The sequence below is a fragment of the Curtobacterium sp. MCBD17_040 genome (assembly GCF_003234805.2).
GTDB lineage: Bacteria > Actinomycetota > Actinomycetes > Actinomycetales > Microbacteriaceae > Curtobacterium.
Map to the genome: position 1 here is coordinate 1,543,858 of NZ_CP126273.1, position 16,765 is coordinate 1,560,622.

A 16,765-nucleotide genomic window follows, 5' to 3' on the forward strand; every position below is an offset into this window, starting at 1 on the left:
CGTGACCGAGCCCCTCGACGTGCCATGGACCGGGGCGGACGCCCCTCGGTTCGCCCACCCGGGAGACGCCGGAGCCGACCTCGTCTCCACCGAGGCGGTGGTGCTCGCCCCCGGTGAGCGTCGACTCGTCGGCACCGGCGTGCGGATCGCCCTGCCCGACGGGTACGCCGGGTTCGTGGTGCCGCGGAGCGGTCTGGCCGCCAAGCACGGGATCACGATCGTCAACGCGCCCGGCACGATCGACGCCGGGTACCGCGGGGAGCTCAAGGTCGCCCTGCTCAACACGGACCAGCGCGAGTCGTACTCGGTGGCGGTGGGGGACCGCATCGCCCAGCTCGTCGTGATGCCCGTGCCCGCCGTGCGGTTCGTCGCCGTCGACGAGCTCCCGGACAGCGTCCGCGGACACGGCGGATTCGGGTCGTCCGGGTACGGTACGGCGGTGGACGTGAGCGTGGCGGCCGCCCCCACGACGGAGGGCGCGGCGGACGGCACGCGACCCGGAACGGACGACCAGGAAGGAGCCGGCGCATGAGGATCGGCAGGGGCAAGAAGGGCACCGAGCCCGCCGAGGAGGTCGAGCTCGCCTCGACCACGCCCGAGGTGGACATCGCGGACGAGGCCGACGAGGCGCTCGACGAGGTCGTGACGGTCGAGCCGACGGCGAAGTCGGCTCCCGCAGACCGCGAGGAGAACGGGCCGCTCGACGAGACCGAGGCGAATCCCGTGCGTCCGTACGTCGACCTCGGCGGGGTGAAGATCCTGCCGCGCGAGGGCCTCCACCTCCGCCTCGAGGTCGAGGAGGGCTCGCAGCGGGTCGTCGCGGTCGGTCTCGACTTCGAGGAGTCGACGCTCCAGGTGCAGCCGTTCGCCGCGCCCCGGACGACGGGGCTCTGGCACGAGATCCGCGCGCAGATCGCCGAGCAGATCGGCCGGCAGGGTGGCGTGGCGACCGAGGTGGACGGGCCGCTCGGCCCGGAGCTCCGCGCGGACGTCCCGGTGGTCGGCGAGGACGGCGTCACCGACGGCCTGCGGACCGCGCGCTTCGTCGGGGTCGACGGGCCCCGCTGGTTCCTCCGCGGTGTGATCGCCGGCAAGGCGGCGGAGGACCCCGAGGCCGCGACCGAGATCGAGGACCTGTTCCGGAGCGTGGTCGTCGTCCGCGGGACGAGTCCCATGCCGCCCCGCGACCTCATCCCGCTCCACATGCCGAAGACGATGCCGACCGCGACGATCTGATGACGTCGGACCCGAGCGCCCCGCTCCCCGAGGACCACGCCACAGACCACGCCGACGCGCTGTCGTTGTCGGCGCAGCTGCGTGACGCGGTCGCGCGGGCCGGCATCGCGCGGGTCGCTCCGGGCGAGGCGCCATCGGGCCGGGCGCTCGTCGCGGCGGTCGGCGGGGTGCGCGGACTGGCCGAGTCGATCCTCCCGGGGTTCGCGTTCCTGATCGTGTTCGCCGTCACGCACCAGCTCGTGCCGAGTGTCGTGGTCCCCGTGCTCGTCGGGCTCGTGTTCGTCGGGCTGCGGCTCGTGCAGCGTCAGCCGCTCGTCACCGCGCTCTCCGGGATCCTCGGCGTCGCGATCTCCGCCGGCCTGTCGCTGTTCACCGGGCGCGCCGAGAGCAACTTCGTGCCGGGCATCGTCGTGAACGCGGTGTCCCTGGCCGTGTTGCTCGCCACCCTCGTGGCCCGACGGCCGCTCATCGGGATCGTCGTGGGGCTCCTGCTGCCGGAGGGCGACCACTGGCGCAGCGACCCCGGCAAGCGCCGTGTGCTCACCGTGGCGACCTGGCTCTGGGCGGGGCTGTTCGCGGTGCGGCTCGCGATCGAGGTCCCGCTCTACCTCGCCGCGCAGGTGGAGCTCCTGGCCGGCATCAAGCTCGTGACCGGGGTACCGCTCTACGCGGCGATGCTCTGGGTGACGTGGCTGCTCGTCCGCTCCGTGTTCGGGCAGGTCGCCGACGGCGGCACCGGGGACGTCGACGCCGCCGGAGGCCCCGACCGCGTGTAGCATCTGTCTCGACATCGAGACATCTCGGGCCCGCGACGGAGCGGACCCGACCAGCAAGGGAGGCGGCACGATGGCTGCGTTGAACAGCTTCGGTTCGAAGGACGTCCTCACGGTCGGGGGTGTCGACCACGCGTTCCACCGCATCGACACCGTGCCCGGACACGAGCGACTCCCGTACAGCCTGAAGGTCCTGCTCGAGAACCTGCTGCGCACCGAGGACGGCGCGAACGTCACCGAGGCGCAGATCCGCGCGCTCGGCTCCTGGGTGCCGACCGCGGAGCCCGACACCGAGATCCAGTTCACGCCCGCGCGCGTGGTGATGCAGGACTTCACCGGCGTGCCGTGCATCGTCGACCTGGCCACCATGCGTGAGGCGATGGCGGAGATCGGCGGGGACCCGACGAAGATCAACCCCCTCGCACCGGCCGAGCTCGTCATCGACCACTCGGTGATCGCCGACCTCTTCGGGCGTGCTGACGCGCTGAAGGTCAACACGGACATCGAGTACGAGCGGAACGGCGAGCGGTACCAGTTCCTCCGCTGGGGGCAGACCGCGTTCGAGGACTTCAAGGTCGTCCCGCCGGGCACCGGCATCGTCCACCAGGTGAACATCGAGTACCTCGCCCGTGTCACCTACACGCGCGAGATCGACGGCGAGCTGACGGCCTACCCGGACACCCTCGTCGGCACCGACTCGCACACCACGATGGTGAACGGGCTCGGCGTCCTCGGGTGGGGCGTCGGCGGCATCGAGGCCGAGGCGGCGATGCTCGGTCAGCCGGTGTCGATGCTCATCCCGAAGGTCGTCGGGTTCAAGCTGTCCGGTGCGATCCCGGCCGGCGTCACCGCGACCGACGTCGTCCTGACGATCACCCAGATGCTCCGGAAGCACGGCGTGGTCGGCAAGTTCGTCGAGTTCTACGGCGAGGGCGTCGCCCAGGTGCCGCTCGCGAACCGCGCGACGATCGGCAACATGAGCCCCGAGTTCGGGTCGACCGCCGCGATCTTCCCGGTCGACGACGTCACGCTCGAGTACCTGCGCCTCACCGGGCGCGAGGAGTCGCAGATCGCCCTCGTCGAGGCCTACTCGAAGGCGCAGGGCCTCTGGCACGACCCCTCGGTGGAGCCGGCGTACTCCGAGTACCTCGAGCTCGACCTCTCGACGGTCGTGCCGTCGATCTCCGGACCGAAGCGCCCCCAGGACCGGATCGAGCTCTCGGTCGCCAAGGACCAGTTCGAGGTCGACCTGGCGAACTACGCCACGACGACGCCGTCGGAAGAGGACAAGGCCGTCGCCGACTCGTTCCCCGCGTCGGACCCGGTGGCCGCCGCGCCCGGCGACGAGCACGCCGTCCAGGACGACGCGGACGCCCAGCCGTCGGAGGTCCCGCTCCACGCCGCCAGCGCGCCGAACACGGCGTCGAAGCCGGTCCGGGTGGCGCTCGACGGCGGCGACGCGTTCACGATCGACCACGGCGCGGTCGCCATCGCCGCGATCACGTCGTGCACGAACACGTCGAACCCGTCGGTGATGCTCGCGGCCGGGCTCCTCGCCCGGAACGCCGCGAAGAAGGGCCTGAAGTCGAAGCCGTGGGTCAAGACCACGCTCGCGCCCGGGTCGAAGGTCGTCACGGACTACTACGAGAAGGCCGGGCTCACCGGGTACCTCGAGGACCTCGGGTTCTACACGGTCGGCTACGGCTGCACCACGTGCATCGGCAACTCCGGCCCGCTGCCCGACGAGATCTCGCAGGCGGTGCAGGACAACGACCTCGCCGTGACCGCGGTGCTCTCCGGCAACCGGAACTTCGAGGGGCGCATCAACCCCGACGTCAAGATGAACTACCTGGCGTCCCCGCCCCTCGTGATCGCGTACGCGCTGGCCGGGTCCATGCACTTCGACTTCGACGCGGACGCGCTCGGCACGGACCAGTCGGGGGAGCCGGTGTACCTCAAGGACATCTGGCCCGACGCGGCCGAGGTGCAGGAGGTCATCGACCACTCGATCGACACCGGGATGTTCACGCACGAGTACGCCTCGGTGTTCGAGGGCGACGACCGCTGGAAGTCCTTGCCGACGCCGACCGGTGACACGTTCGAGTGGGACGCCGAGTCGACCTACGTCCGGAAGCCCCCGTACTTCGAGGGCCTGACGATCGAGACCACCCCGGTATCGGACATCAGCGGCGCCCGGGTGCTCGCGAAGCTCGGCGACTCCGTCACGACCGACCACATCTCGCCCGCCGGGTCCATCAAGGCGGACAGCCCCGCCGGGCACTACCTGGCAGAGCACGGGGTGGACCGGAAGGACTTCAACTCGTACGGGTCGCGCCGCGGCAACCACGAGGTCATGATCCGCGGGACGTTCGCGAACATCCGGCTCAAGAACCTGCTGCTGGACGGCGTCGAGGGCGGGTACACGCGGGACTTCACGAGCCCGGAGGGTGCCCAGGCGTTCATCTACGACGCGTCCCAGCACTACCAGGCGCAGGGTGTCCCGCTCGTGATCCTCGGCGGCAAGGAGTACGGCTCCGGATCCTCCCGCGACTGGGCGGCGAAGGGCACGAACCTGCTCGGCGTCCGTGCGGTGATCGCGGAGAGCTTCGAGCGCATCCACCGCTCGAACCTCATCGGCATGGGTGTCGTGCCGCTGCAGTTCCCGGCGGGCGAGACCGCGGACTCGCTCGGACTCGACGGCACCGAGGTCGTGTCGATCTCGGGGCTCGAGCAGCTCAACGACGGGACGACCCCGCGCACGGTGCACGTCACCGCGACGCCGAGTGAGCACTCGCCCGCGGGTGCCCAGCCCGTCGAGTTCGACGCGGTGGTGCGCATCGACACCCCCGGCGAGGCCGACTACTACCGCAACGGCGGCATCCTGCAGTACGTGCTCCGCTCGCTCGTCTAGGTGACCGGTGGACGGACGGGAGGGAGGGTGCGACTGGCACCGTCCCTCCCGTCCGTCCAGGTCACCATCTGCGCGACGAGCCCCGCGCCGCCAGCAACCAGACCGTTCTGCGGTGGCGCGAATACACTGAGCGTTCGCCCACGAAAGGAGCGTCCGTGAGCCTGTTGTCCGGCATCCGGTCGCCACGCGACCTGAAGCGTCTGTCCGACACCCAGATGGTCGAGCTCGCAGCGGAGATCCGCACGTTCCTCGTGGCCGAGGTGGCGAAGACGGGCGGGCACCTCGGGCCGAACCTCGGCGTGGTGGAACTCACCCTCGCCATGCACCGGGTGTTCGACTCCCCACACGACCCCATGGTGTTCGACACCGGGCACCAGTCGTACGTCCACAAGCTCATCACGGGGCGACAGGACTTCAGCGGCCTGCGGACACAGGGCGGTCTCGCCGGGTACCCGCAGCGATCCGAGTCCGAGCACGACATCGTCGAGTCCTCGCACGCGTCGTCGTCGCTGTCGTGGGCGGACGGCATCTCGCGGGGGTTCCAGCTCACCGGGCAGAGTGATCGCACCGTCGTGGCCGTGGTCGGTGACGGCGCGCTCACCGGCGGCATGACGTGGGAGGCCCTCAACAACATCTCGGACGACAACGACCGCCGTCTCGTCATCGTCGTCAACGACAACGGCCGCTCCTACGCGCCGACGATCGGCGGCATGGCGCGGTTCCTCAACCAGGTGCGGACGCGGCGTGAGTACCGCGAGATGTACGAGCGCACCCAACGCTTCGCGAGCCACTTCGGGCATCCCGGACGTGCCGTGTACCGGGGACTCCGGGGCGGCATGCACGGGTTCCTGTCGCGGTTCACGAACAACGAGGCGCTGTACTCGAACCTCGACATCAAGTACATCGGACCGGTCGACGGCCACGACGAGCGCGCGCTCGAAGCCGCGTTCCGGCAGGCGAAGGACTACGGGACGCCGGTCATCGTGCACGCGATCACGGAGAAGGGGCACGGCTTCGAGCCCGCGCTCCGCGACGTCGCCGACCAGTTCCACGCCGTCGGGCACATCGACCCCGAGACGGGCGAGTCGCTTGAGAGCGCGAGCGCCGGACCCGCCTGGACGGACGTGTTCGCGGAGGCACTCGCGCAGGCCGGCGATGACGACGAGCGCATCGTCGCGATCACCGCGGCGATGCTCCGGCCGACGGGACTGCATCGGTTCCAGGAGCGGCACCCGGAGCGCGTGTACGACGTGGGGATCGCCGAGCAGCACGCCGTCACCACGGCAGCGGGGCTCGCGTTCGGCGGACTGCACCCGGTCGTGGCGCTCTACGCGACGTTCGTGAACCGCGCGTTCGACCAGGTCCTCATGGACGTCGCCCTGCACCGCGCCGGCGTGACCTTCGTGCTCGACCGCGCCGGCGTCACCGGTCCGGACGGGCCGAGCCACCACGGCATGTGGGACCTCGCGATCCTGCAGGTCGTCCCGGGCATCCGCATCGCTGCGCCCCGTGACGCCAGCACCCTCCGCGAGGAGTTCCGCGAGGCCGTCGCCGTCGACGACGCCCCGACCGTCGTGCGGTTCCCGAAGGGCGCGGTCGGGCCCGACATCCCCGCGGTGCACCGCCTCGCGGACGGCGTGGACGTGCTCCGGTCGGCGTCGGACTCGTCGGACGCCGAGGACGTCCTCATCGTCGCGGTCGGGGCGATGGCACCGATCGCGCTCGACGTCGCCGCGCTCCTCGAAGCGCAGGGCATCGGCGCCACGGTGGTCGACCCGCGATGGGTCGTGCCCATCGCGACCTCGCTCGTCGACCTCGCGCGCGACCACCGGCTCGTCATCACGCTCGAGGACGGCGTCCGCGTCGGGGGCATCGGGACGCGCCTGCGGCAGGACCTCCGCGCGGCCGGAGTCGACACCGCGGTGAACGAGCTCGGGCTGCCCGACGCGTTCATCGACCACGCGTCGCGGTCCCAGATCCTCGAGCAGGTCGGACTGTCGGCACAGGCGATCGCGCGCGACGTGATCGACCAGGTCGTGGGCACGAAGCTGCCGAAGGCGAAGCCCGCCCCCGCTCGCGAGTCGTCGGGCTCGGCGCAGCGCTGACGGCGGCGGGTCCGCGACCGCCGTCGCACCGCCGGGGTGCCGGTCGCACCGGGGCATCCCGGTGTCCGAACGGGATGCTCCGGTGCGACGCGGCCGGAGCGGCGCTCAGCGGGAGGCCGGACCCACGATCCGCGGGTCGTGGAACGTGCCGCCGAACACCCGCTCGGACGCGCCGACCCGGTCGAGGTATGGGCTGATGCCGCCCGAGTGGAACGGGTACCCGGCACCGAGGATCAGCCCGAGGTCGATGTCCTCGACGGCGGAGACGACGCCCTCGTCGAGCATGCGGTGGAGCTCGTCCGCGAGGCCGTCCTCGAAGCGTCGCTGGATCTCCGCCGCGGACGATGGTGTCGCGTCCTTCCTCGCGGGCGCGACGAGTTCCACCGCCGCCCGGTCGTACCCGGTCACGGCGCCCTTCTTGTCGCGCGTCGTGATGGCACCGTGCTCGGCGAGCCGCCGGAGTCCGTCGCCCGACCAGTAGCGGTCGGGGAACGCCTGGTGGTGGGAGTCGAGCACGTGGGCGCCGACGGGCAGACCGACGAGTTCGAGCAGTTCGAACGGCGACATCGGGAGGCCGAGCGGCGCGGCGCCCTCGGCCACGACCTCGAACGGGGTGCCCTGCTCGACGCCGCGCATCGCCTCGCCGAGGACCCGGGCGAGCACACGGTTCACCACGAAGCCGGGGGCGTCCGCCGTGATGATCGCGGTCTTCTTCAGCGTCCTCGCGACGGCGAGTGCGGTCGAGACGGCCTCGTCCGACGTCCGCGGTGCGCGGACCACCTCGACGAGCGGCATGACCGCGACCGGGTTGAAGAAGTGGAAGCCCACGAGGCGGTCCGGGTGCTCGAGCGCGTCGGCCATGGCCTCGACCGAGAGCGACGACGTGTTCGTGGCGAGGATCGCGTCCGGGGCGACGATCTGCTCGACCCGGCGGAGGACGTCCTGTTTGACGCCGAGTTCCTCGAACACGGCCTCGATGACCCAGTCCGCGTCAGCGAACGGCTCGAGGGACACCGTGCCGGAGACGAGGCCCACGATCCGGTTGGCGTCGTCGGGCGAGATCCGTCCCTTGCCGAGCAGCGCGTCGACCTCGCTGCGGATCCGGGCCACCCCGGCATCGACGCGGCCCTGGTCGAGGTCGGTGATGACCACGGGCACACCGAGACGGCGGGCGAACAACAGCGCGAACTGCGACGCCATGAGTCCGGCACCGAGCACGCCGACCTTCGTGATCGTCCGCGGAGCGGCCTCGGGTGCGCCGACCGGACGCTTGGCGCGCTTCTGCACGAGGTCGAACGCGTACATCGACGCGGCGAACTGGTCGCCGCTGATGAGGTCCGCGAGGGCGTCGTCCTCGGCCGCGAACCGGTCGTCGAGGCTGCCGGAACGGGCGGCGGCGACGAGGTCGAGAGCGACCCGGGGCGAGCGCGGCACGGTGCCGATCCGGCCCGTGACCTGCCCTCGGGCGACCTTGACGACCGTGCCCCAGGTGGCCTTGGCGAGGGTGCCCGGCTCGTTCGGGCGCTTCACCGTCACCCGACCGGACAGCACGCCGTCGGCCCAGCGCAGCGCATCGGTGAGGAACATCGCCGAGGGCACGAGCGCATCGCCGATGCCGAGTTCGACGGCGGTGGGCCCGTCCATGAGCCGGTTGTTCTTCAGCGGGTTCTCCACGATGACGCGGAGCGCGCGCTCGGGCCCGATGAGCCGCGGGAGCAGCGTCGCGCCGCCCCAGCCGGGGATGATCCCGAGGAACACCTCGGGCAGCCCGATGCCCTGCGCCGCGGACGAGAACACGCGGTAGGTGCAGTGCAGCGCGACCTCGAGTCCGCCGCCGAGGGCCATCCCGTTGACGAAGGCGAACGACGGCACGCCGAGGTCGCCGAGCCGCCGGAGGGTGTCGTGTCCGAGCCGGGCGAGCGCGTGCGCGGTCTCGCGGTCCGGCACGCGGGAGGCCTGGGAGAGGTCGGCGCCGGCGGCGAGGCAGTACTGCTTGCCCGTGATGGCCGCGGCGCGGATCGTGCCGGCGGCGGCGTCCGCGCGCACCTGGTCGAGCGCCTCGCCGAGCGCCCGGAGCGACCGCGGGCCGAGCGTGTTGGGGCGTTTGTGGTCCTTGCCGTTGTCGAGCGTGATGAGCGCCAGACGGCCTCCGGAGGGCAGCGCCACGTGCTTGACGTGGGCGTTCGTGACGACCTCGTCGGCCGCGAGCGCCTCGAGTCGGTCGAGCACGGCCTGGTCCGGTGCCGCGGTGGCGTTCGTGCCGGTCGTGGTCATGTCAGGCCGCCTTCCGTGCCGCGCTGCGCGAGAAGCCCGGGTTCTCCCAGACCACCGTGCCGCCCTGCCCGAGTCCGATGCACATCGTCGTGATCCCGTACCGGACCTCGGGGTGCTCGGCGAACTGGGCGGCGAGCTGGGTCATGAGCCGGACACCGCTCGACGCGAGGGGGTGGCCGACCGCGATGGCCCCGCCCCACGGGTTCACCTTCTCGCTGTCCTCCGGGATGCCGTAGTTGTCCAGGAACGCCAGGACCTGCACGGCGAACGCCTCGTTGATCTCGAACAGCCCGATGTCGTCGATCGACAGCCCGGCCTTCCGGAGCGCCTTGTCCGTCGCCGGGACGGGTCCGACGCCCATGACCTCGGGGTCGACGCCGGCGAACGCGAACGACACCATGCGCATCTTCGTCGGGAGTCCGTGCTGCTTCGCGCCGTCCTCCGAGGCGAGGAGGCTCATGGTGGCGCCGTCGTTGAGGCCGGCGGCGTTGCCGGCGGTGACCCGTCCGTGGGGCCGGAACGGTGTCCCCAGCGCGGCCAGGGCCTCCAGGGTGGTGCCGGGCCGCGGCGGTTCGTCGCGGTCGACGACGTCCCAGCCCGATCCGGTCGCGACCGCGACGGGGACGAGGTCCGGCTGGAGCTTCCCGGCCTCCCACGCCGCCTGGTACCGCTGCTGGGAGCGGACGGCGTAGGCGTCGGTGCGGTCCTTCGTGATCGCGGGGAACCGGTCGTGCAGTCGTTCCGCGGTGTTGCCCATGACGAGTGCGTCGCCCGCGACCATGCGCTCGGCGAGGAACCGGGGGTTCGGGTCGACCCCGAAACCCATCGGGTGCCGACCCATGTGCTCGACCCCGCCGGCGATCGCGACGTCGGCGGCGCCGAACGCGATCGCCCCGGCCAGGGTCGTCACGCTCGTCATCGCGCCGGCGCACATCCGGTCGATCGCGTACCCGGGAACCGACTTCGGGAGGCCCGCGAGCATGCCGACCGTGCGGCCGAGCGTCAGCCCCTGATCGCCCTGCTGCGTCGTCGCGGCGACCGCGACGTCGTCCACGGCGGCGCCGTCCAGCGACGGGTTCCGGTCGAACAGGCCACGCATCGCGTGCGTCGCGAGGTCGTCCGCCCGGGTGTTCCAGAACACCCCTTTCTCGCCGGCGCGTCCGAACGGGGTCCGGACACCGTCCACGAAGACGACGTCTGATGCCTTGGTCACATGAGCCTCCTGATCTTCCTCGATCATCGCCGACGCTATGCCGGGCGCGACCCCGGAGCGAGTCGGTTGGCCGGTTCCTACGAGGCGGACTCGCCGCCCGGCTCGTCGGCCTGTCCGGCTGCCACAAACGCGGCGGCGATGCGGTCCGCGGTCTCCTCGATCTGCCACGGGCGGGCGTCGAGCGCGGCCAGCGCGTCGGCGACGGTCTCGGGCGTCACGGGCGAGGGGGGCTCCCACGCGAGCGTCCGGAGGGTGTCCGGAGTGAGCAGGTTCTCGACCGGGAGCGCGAGCTCCTCGGCGCGCGCCACGACCGCCGGTCGCGCCGCCTTGTACCGGCGATCGGCCGCGGGATTGCGGTCCGACCACGCGCGCGGCGGCGGGAGGGACGGCTCACCCGTTCCACGCACCGACGGGAGGTCCGTGGTCGCCCGGCCCTCCTCGACGGCGGCCCACCACCGGTCGAGTTCGCTGCGGCTCGCGCGTCCGGAGAACGTCTTGACGGCACCCAGCTCGCGCTTCGACGACGGGTTCGCGGCCGCGGCGGCGATGATCGCCGAGTCCGGGATCGTGCGCCCGGGCGCGACGTCCGCCGCCTGGGCGTAGGCGTCACGCGCCTGCCAGAGCGCCCGTGCGATCGCGAGGGACCGCTGTCCGCGGAGCGTGTGCAGCCCCGAGAGCCGGCGCCAGGGCTCCGCGCGCGGGGGCTTCGGCACGCGCGTCAGGACCGCCGCGAACTCCTGTTCGGCGATGTGGGCCTTGCCGGACCGTTCGAGGCGCTCGGCCATCTCGTCGCGGAGGTCGACGAGGAGCTCGACGTCGAGGGCCGCGTACACGAGCCACGCCTGGGGGAGCGGACGTGTGGACCAGTCGGCGGCGGAGTGCTCCTTGGCGAGGTGGATCCCGAGGAGCTCCTCGACGACCGCGCCGAGGCCGACGCGGCTGAGCCCCGCGAGCCGCGCTCCGAGCTCGGTGTCGAAGATGCGCCGCGGCACGAGCCCGACCTCGCGGAGGCACGGCAGGTCCTGGCTCGCGGCGTGGAACACCCACTCCTCGTCCCCGATGACCGCTTGGAGCGCGGCGAACGCGTCGGCGTCCTCGGCCCTGATCGCGATCGGATCGAGCAGGAACACCCCGGCACCGCGGCGGTAGACCTGGATCAGGTAGGCGCGCTGGGAGTACCGGTAGCCGCTCGCGCGCTCGGCGTCGACCGCGACCGGACCGTGACCGGCGGCGATGTGCGCGACGGCCTGCCGGTACGCCGCGAGGTCCTCGATGACGCGGACGGTCGCGTGGGAGTCCTCGACGCCGGGGTCCGTTCCGTCGGGCGTCGTGCGCTGGTCAGTCACGGGCGAGCCGCCTCGGGGCGAGGAGGGTGACGCCGTCCGACGACGGTGGGAGTCCGGCGAGCATCGCGACGATGTCCTCCCAGGCCCGCACGTGCGCCGTGAGGTCGTCATCGGTGGGGCTCCACGAGGCACGGAGCTCGAGCTGGGCGCCGTCGCCCTGGGCGCTCAGCTCGCCGTAGCCGCGCGAGATGATCTTGGTCGCCGTGCCGGAGGCGTGGTCGTACGCGGCACCGTGCGCCGCGAGGGCGTCGACGAGCCAGCTCCACGTGACGTCGGCGACGAACTCGTCCACCCCGATCTCGGGCTCGAGGGGCGCCTGGGCGAACGTGACGACGCGGAACGGGCCGTACCAGCCCTCGGGCTCCGCCGGGTCGTACATGGCGATGAACCGACCGGTGCCGAGGTCGGAGTCGACCCCGTGAGCGATCCCCGAGACGTCGGCGGCCAGCGCGAGGGAGTGCGGCGCCACCCGGCTCGGCGACGGGATCTCGGTCACGGTCGTCTCCGACCGGGTCGAGCCCTGGGCCACGAACGCCCGCAGGCGCGCGAACGCCTCGGGTTCCGCGGTCGGTGCAGGGGTATCGGACACCTCTGCAGACTAGGCTCCGGAGCCGGGACCGGGAGGGGCGGCACGCCGTCCGTCGGTCTGCTCGGCAGAGAGGACGCGTGCGATGACCGGAACGGCGTCGTCGGCGCGCCTCGCGAGGAGTGTCCTCGCGGTCGGTCTCGGCGCCGGCACGGTCTCCCTCGGACGCACCGTGACCTACGCGGCGACGGCCGCCCGGACCTGCCGCTGCACCCGGCCGAGCATGCCGACCATGCCGCGGATCCGCAGCGGGCTCACGGCCTCGCTGAGTCCGAGCGTCAGCGGGTAGTCCGCCGGCACCGCCAGGACCTCGTCCGAGGTCAGTCCGCTGAGTCCCTGCGCGAGGATCGACGCGAAGCCGCGGGTGGTCGGGGCCTCGCGCGGAGCCGTGGCGTGCATCGTGACCACGCCGTCGTCGACCGTGACGAAGATGAACACGGGGGACTGGCACTCCTCGACGCGCTCGAGCAGGTCCGGGTGCTCGGCGTACTCCTGCGGCAGCGCCGGGAGTTCGTCCGAGAACTCGAGCAGCAGCTGCAGGCGGTCCTGGAGCCCCAGCGCGAGGAAGTCGTCGCGGATCGTGGCGAGCGACGCGGGCAGCGTGTCGGTCATCGGGTCCGTCCCGCCGGGATGTCGCCCGGCTCGGTGCCCGTCGCGATCGGCACGCGCACCGCGCTGCCCCACTCGGTCCACGAGCCGTCGTAGTTCTTGACGTCCTGGATCCCGAGCAGGTGCGTGAGCACGAACCAGGTGTGGCTCGACCGCTCGCCGATGCGGCAGTAGGCGATCACGGCGTCGTCGTCGCCGATGCCCGCACCGTCGCGGTACACGGCGTCCAGCTCGGCTCGAGGACGGAACGTGCCGTCCGGCGCCGCCGCGGTTGCCCACGGGATGTTCGTGGCGGTGGGGATGTGGCCGGCGCGCAGCGCGCCCTCCTCCGGGTAGTCCGGTGCCGTGGTGCGCTCACCCGAGTACTCGGCCGGGCTCCGGACGTCGATCAGGGGCTCGCCGAGGTGCGCGAGGACGTCCTCCTTGAAGGCCCGGACGGCGCTGTCCCGCCGCTCGACGACGGGGTACTCGACCGGCGTCACCTCGGTCCGGTCCGTCGTCATGGGGCGACCCTCGGCCACCCACTTCGCCCGCCCGCCGTCGAGCAGACGGACGTCCTCGTGCCCGAAGAGGGTGAAGACCCACAACGCGTACGCGGCCCACCAGTTGTTCTTGTCACCGTGGATGACGACCGTCGTGTCGCGCGCGATCCCCTTGCCGCCGACCAGGCGCGCGAACGCCTCGCCGTCGATGTAGTCGCGCTGCACCGGGTCGTTCAGGTCGGTGTGCCAGTCGATCTTGACGCTGCCGGGGATGTGGCCGGTCTCGTACAGGAGCACGTCCTCGTCGGACTCGACGACGACGAGGTCGTGCTGACCGGGTTCCGCGGCCGTCAGCCGTTCGGCGAGCCACGCGGTCGACACGAGTCGCTCGGGGTGGGCGTACGCGGCGAACTGCTCGGACGGGTCGACCGGGGCGGTCATGGGTACCTCCTGGGCCCCTCGGGGCCGGTTCGGATCGTGCGGGTGGACATCGGACGCGGATAGCATCGACGGGCGGCGCCCGGACAACGCTACGCGTCCGCACCGTCCGTGGTCGATCAACGTGACGACGGGTGACGCTGTTCCCGATCCCTCGACGGAAGGTCCGCCCAGCATGCCGAACGACGCCGTCGGGACCCTGCCGCGTCTGGCGGACCGGGACCCCGTCGTCACGCCGGAGCAGATGGCCGCGGCGCTCGTCCCGCCGCCGCAGTTCGCCGACGCGTCGTTCGCCTCGTACCGACCCGACCCCGACTTCCCGTCGCAGGCCGAGGTCCGCGACGCCGTCGAGCGGTTCGTCGCCGACCGGCCCGTGTCCGCCCGCCGCGGACTGTTCGGCCGTCGGCGTCCCGCACCCGAGCCGACGACGTCGGGCGTGTACCTCGACGGCGGCTTCGGTGTCGGCAAGACCCACCTGCTTGCGGCGGCGTACCACGCGGAGACCGGCCGCCGGACGTTCGGGACGTTCATCGAGTACACGGCACTCGTCGGTGCGCTCGGGTTCCAGGGCACCGTGGACCTCCTCACGGGCACGGCGCTCGTGTGCATCGACGAGTTCGAGCTCGACGACCCGGGCGACACCATGATGATGACCCGGCTGATCCGGGAACTCGCCGAGCGCGGCACCCGCATCGCGGCGACGTCGAACACCCCGCCCGGGGCCCTGGGCGAGGGCCGGTTCGCGGCGCAGGACTTCCTCCGGGAGATTCAGGCGATGGCGGACCGGTTCACCACGCTCCGCATCGACGGGCTCGACTTCCGCCGCCGCTCCATCGACGAGACCGCCGCGACCGTCGACGACGTCGCCGCGGTCCTCCGCGCCCTGCCGGGAGGCCAGGCGCGCGTCACCGAGGACCGGTTCGCCGACCTCGTCGCGCACCTCGGGACGGTGCACCCCTCGCGGTACGTCGCGATGGTCGAGGGGCTCGACGCGGCCGGCCTCGTCGACGTCGTGCCGTTCACCGACCAGACCGACGCGCTCCGGTGGGTCGCGCTCGTGGACCGCCTGTACGACGCCCAGGTGCGGCTCGTGGCGTCCGGCACTCCGCTCGACCAGGTGTTCCCGGAGTCCATGCTCTCGGGTGGGTACCGCAAGAAGTACCTCCGTGCCGCGTCGCGCGTGGTCGCGCTGACGCGCGCCTGAACGCCGCTCCGGCGCGTCGGCTGCGCGTCGGCACCTGTTCGGGGGAGGTCCTCGGCTGCTGTCGAGCGCCGCGCCAGCCTGCCGAAACACAACGTTCACACGGCGGCGCGTCGTGTTACATCCGTGAAACACGCCGTGCTCCGGAGTGAAACCTCTCGTCGCCACACTGGTCCCACCCGAGGCGGGCCCGTCAGACGCGGACAGCGCCGCCGACGCGGTCCACAGCAACAGAGAGGTGAACAGATGCTCAACCAAGGTCAAACGGCCTTCATCTTGATCATGGCGGCGCTGGTGTTGTTCATGACGCCGGGCCTCGCGTTCTTCTACGGCGGCCTGGTCAAGGCGAAGAGCGTCATCAGCATGATGATGATGTCCTTCGGCGCGATCGGTCTCGTGAGCGTCCTGTGGGTGCTGTACGGCTACGCGATCTCGTTCGCGAACACCGGCCCCGGCACCCACGTCGTCGGTAAGGTCGGGTTCTTCAGCATCGACCTCAACCAGCTCGGCCTCGGCCAGGCGTTCGAGCAGTCGCAGGCATCGACGCTCCACGCCACGTACCCCGACCTCGCCTTCGTCGGGTTCCAGGCCACGTTCGCGATCATCACGGTCGCGCTCATCTCCGGCGCCATCGCCGACCGCGCCAAGTTCGGCGCGTGGATGATCTTCTCGGGCATCTGGGTGACCCTCGTCTACTTCCCGGTCGCCAGCTGGGTGTTCAACCTCAAGTCCGGCATGTTCGCCACGTGGGGTGTCATCGACTTCGCCGGTGGCACGGCGGTCCACATCGACGCCGGTGCCGCGGGCCTCGCCCTCGCGATCGTGCTCGGCCGCCGCGTCGGGTTCGCCAAGGGCGCCCACAAGCCGCACAACCCCCCGTTCGTCCTGCTCGGCGCCGGCATCCTCTGGTTCGGCTGGTTCGGGTTCAACGCCGGGTCCGAGGGCGCCGCGGACGGCATCGCCTCGCTCGCGTGGATCAACACGCTCGCCGCACCCGCCGCCGCCGTGCTCGGCTGGCTCATGATCGAGAAGATCCGCGACGGCAAGGCCACCTCGGTCGGCGCGGCGTCGGGCGCCGTCACCGGTCTCGTCGCGATCACGCCCGCCTGTGCCGCGCTGACGCCCGGCTGGGGCGTCGTCCTCGGGTTCGTCTCGGGCATCATCTGCTGCTTCGCGATCGACTGGAAGTACCGCCTCGGTTTCGACGACTCGCTCGACGTCGTCGGCGTCCACCTGGTCGGCGGCATCGTCGGCACGCTGTGGCTCGGGTTCTTCGCGAACACCACCGGGCTCATCTACTCCGGCTCGTTCGTGCAGCTCGGCAAGCAGGCCACCGCGGCCGGCGTCGTGCTCGTCTACTCGTTCGTCCTCGCCTTCGTGATCGGCTGGATCGTCGAGAAGACCATCGGCTTCCGCGTTCGCGCCGAGGACGAGGTCGCCGGCATCGACACCGCCGTCCACGGCGAGGAGGGCTACGTGCTCTACGAGGAGGCCGACCGCACCCCGGTCTCCGTCCGCTGACCCACGCGACACGCACGACGCCCCCGGCTCCGCGCCGGGGGCGTCGTGCGTGTCCGGTGGCAGACTGACG

General features: G+C 71.8%; 13 protein-coding genes. 7 read left to right on the top strand and 6 right to left on the bottom strand.

Translation table 11 applies throughout. The annotated features are described in order from the left end of the window. Window position 1 precedes the first annotated feature (1 nt). The 5 genes from dut (at window position 2) to dxs (ending at window position 7,025) form a co-directional block, all read left to right on the top strand. On the top strand, window positions 2–532 hold the full coding sequence (dut, locus tag DEI94_RS07265) for a dUTP diphosphatase (protein ID WP_111008804.1): 531 nt from the start codon (window positions 2–4) through the stop codon (window positions 530–532). After that, complete coding sequence (locus DEI94_RS07270; protein ID WP_111008805.1) at window positions 529–1,236, top strand: DUF3710 domain-containing protein; 708 nt, start codon at window positions 529–531, stop codon at window positions 1,234–1,236. Before dut ends, DEI94_RS07270 begins: the two co-directional genes overlap by 4 nt. Continuing rightward, a complete protein-coding gene (locus DEI94_RS07275) occupies window positions 1,236–2,012 on the top strand; it encodes a DUF3159 domain-containing protein (RefSeq protein ID WP_111008806.1) in 777 nt (258 codons plus the stop codon). Before DEI94_RS07270 ends, DEI94_RS07275 begins: the two co-directional genes overlap by 1 nt. 70 nt (window positions 2,013–2,082) lie before the next feature. After that, window positions 2,083–4,920, top strand: coding sequence for an aconitate hydratase (locus DEI94_RS07280; protein ID WP_111026031.1), 2,838 nt, complete (start codon window positions 2,083–2,085; stop codon window positions 4,918–4,920). A 155-nt stretch (window positions 4,921–5,075) separates the two neighbouring features. Next, window positions 5,076–7,025: a 1-deoxy-D-xylulose-5-phosphate synthase gene (dxs, locus tag DEI94_RS07285; RefSeq protein WP_111026032.1), complete on the top strand. Its 1,950-nt coding sequence runs from the start codon at window positions 5,076–5,078 to the stop codon at window positions 7,023–7,025. Between the two features lie 105 nt (window positions 7,026–7,130). Here the strand turns inward: dxs and DEI94_RS07290 are convergent, their stop codons facing one another. The 6 genes from DEI94_RS07290 to DEI94_RS07315 form a co-directional block, all read right to left on the bottom strand. Then, on the bottom strand, window positions 7,131–9,299 hold the full coding sequence (locus DEI94_RS07290) for a 3-hydroxyacyl-CoA dehydrogenase NAD-binding domain-containing protein (RefSeq protein ID WP_111026033.1): 2,169 nt from the start codon (window positions 9,297–9,299) through the stop codon (window positions 7,131–7,133). A 1-nt stretch (window position 9,300) separates the two neighbouring features. Beyond that, window positions 9,301–10,512: a thiolase family protein gene (locus DEI94_RS07295; RefSeq protein ID WP_111026034.1), complete on the bottom strand. Its 1,212-nt coding sequence runs from the start codon at window positions 10,510–10,512 to the stop codon at window positions 9,301–9,303. Window positions 10,513–10,589: 77 nt separating this feature from the next. Further along, on the bottom strand, window positions 10,590–11,858 hold the full coding sequence (locus DEI94_RS07300) for an HRDC domain-containing protein (protein WP_375334750.1): 1,269 nt from the start codon (window positions 11,856–11,858) through the stop codon (window positions 10,590–10,592). Beyond that, window positions 11,851–12,447: a DUF3000 domain-containing protein gene (locus DEI94_RS07305; protein WP_146243985.1), complete on the bottom strand. Its 597-nt coding sequence runs from the start codon at window positions 12,445–12,447 to the stop codon at window positions 11,851–11,853. The genes DEI94_RS07300 and DEI94_RS07305 overlap by 8 nt, the downstream gene beginning before the upstream one ends. A gap of 174 nt (window positions 12,448–12,621) precedes the next feature. Continuing rightward, on the bottom strand, window positions 12,622–13,056 hold the full coding sequence (locus tag DEI94_RS07310) for a SufE family protein (RefSeq protein WP_111008812.1): 435 nt from the start codon (window positions 13,054–13,056) through the stop codon (window positions 12,622–12,624). Next, window positions 13,053–13,976, bottom strand: coding sequence for a sulfurtransferase (locus DEI94_RS07315; protein ID WP_111012495.1), 924 nt, complete (start codon window positions 13,974–13,976; stop codon window positions 13,053–13,055). The genes DEI94_RS07310 and DEI94_RS07315 overlap by 4 nt, the downstream gene beginning before the upstream one ends. Window positions 13,977–14,148: 172 nt before the next feature. On the opposite strand from DEI94_RS07315, the gene zapE reads away from it, so the two are divergent. Together zapE and DEI94_RS07325 are read left to right on the top strand one after the other, a co-directional pair. After that, a complete protein-coding gene (zapE, locus tag DEI94_RS07320) occupies window positions 14,149–15,177 on the top strand; it encodes a cell division protein ZapE (RefSeq protein WP_111008814.1) in 1,029 nt (342 codons plus the stop codon). A gap of 243 nt (window positions 15,178–15,420) precedes the next feature. Beyond that, window positions 15,421–16,695: an ammonium transporter gene (locus tag DEI94_RS07325; RefSeq protein ID WP_111012494.1), complete on the top strand. Its 1,275-nt coding sequence runs from the start codon at window positions 15,421–15,423 to the stop codon at window positions 16,693–16,695. The last annotated feature ends 70 nt before the right edge of the window (window positions 16,696–16,765 follow it).

Bases quoted from the DNA above. Each gene is read 5' to 3' on its own strand.
- DEI94_RS07280 (WP_111026031.1), top strand. From the start codon at position 2,083: ATGGCTGCGTTGAACAGCTTCGGTTCGAAGGACGTCCTCACGGTCGGG.
- DEI94_RS07290 (WP_111026033.1), bottom strand. From the start codon at position 9,299: ATGACCACGACCGGCACGAACGCCACCGCGGCACCGGACCAGGCCGTG.
- DEI94_RS07315 (WP_111012495.1), bottom strand. From the start codon at position 13,976: ATGACCGCCCCGGTCGACCCGTCCGAGCAGTTCGCCGCGTACGCCCAC.
- zapE (WP_111008814.1), top strand. From the start codon at position 14,149: ATGCCGAACGACGCCGTCGGGACCCTGCCGCGTCTGGCGGACCGGGAC.
- DEI94_RS07325 (WP_111012494.1), top strand. From the start codon at position 15,421: ATGCTCAACCAAGGTCAAACGGCCTTCATCTTGATCATGGCGGCGCTG.
- DEI94_RS07275 (WP_111008806.1), top strand. From the start codon at position 1,236: ATGACGTCGGACCCGAGCGCCCCGCTCCCCGAGGACCACGCCACAGAC.
- DEI94_RS07270 (WP_111008805.1), top strand. From the start codon at position 529: ATGAGGATCGGCAGGGGCAAGAAGGGCACCGAGCCCGCCGAGGAGGTC.
- DEI94_RS07310 (WP_111008812.1), bottom strand. From the start codon at position 13,056: ATGACCGACACGCTGCCCGCGTCGCTCGCCACGATCCGCGACGACTTC.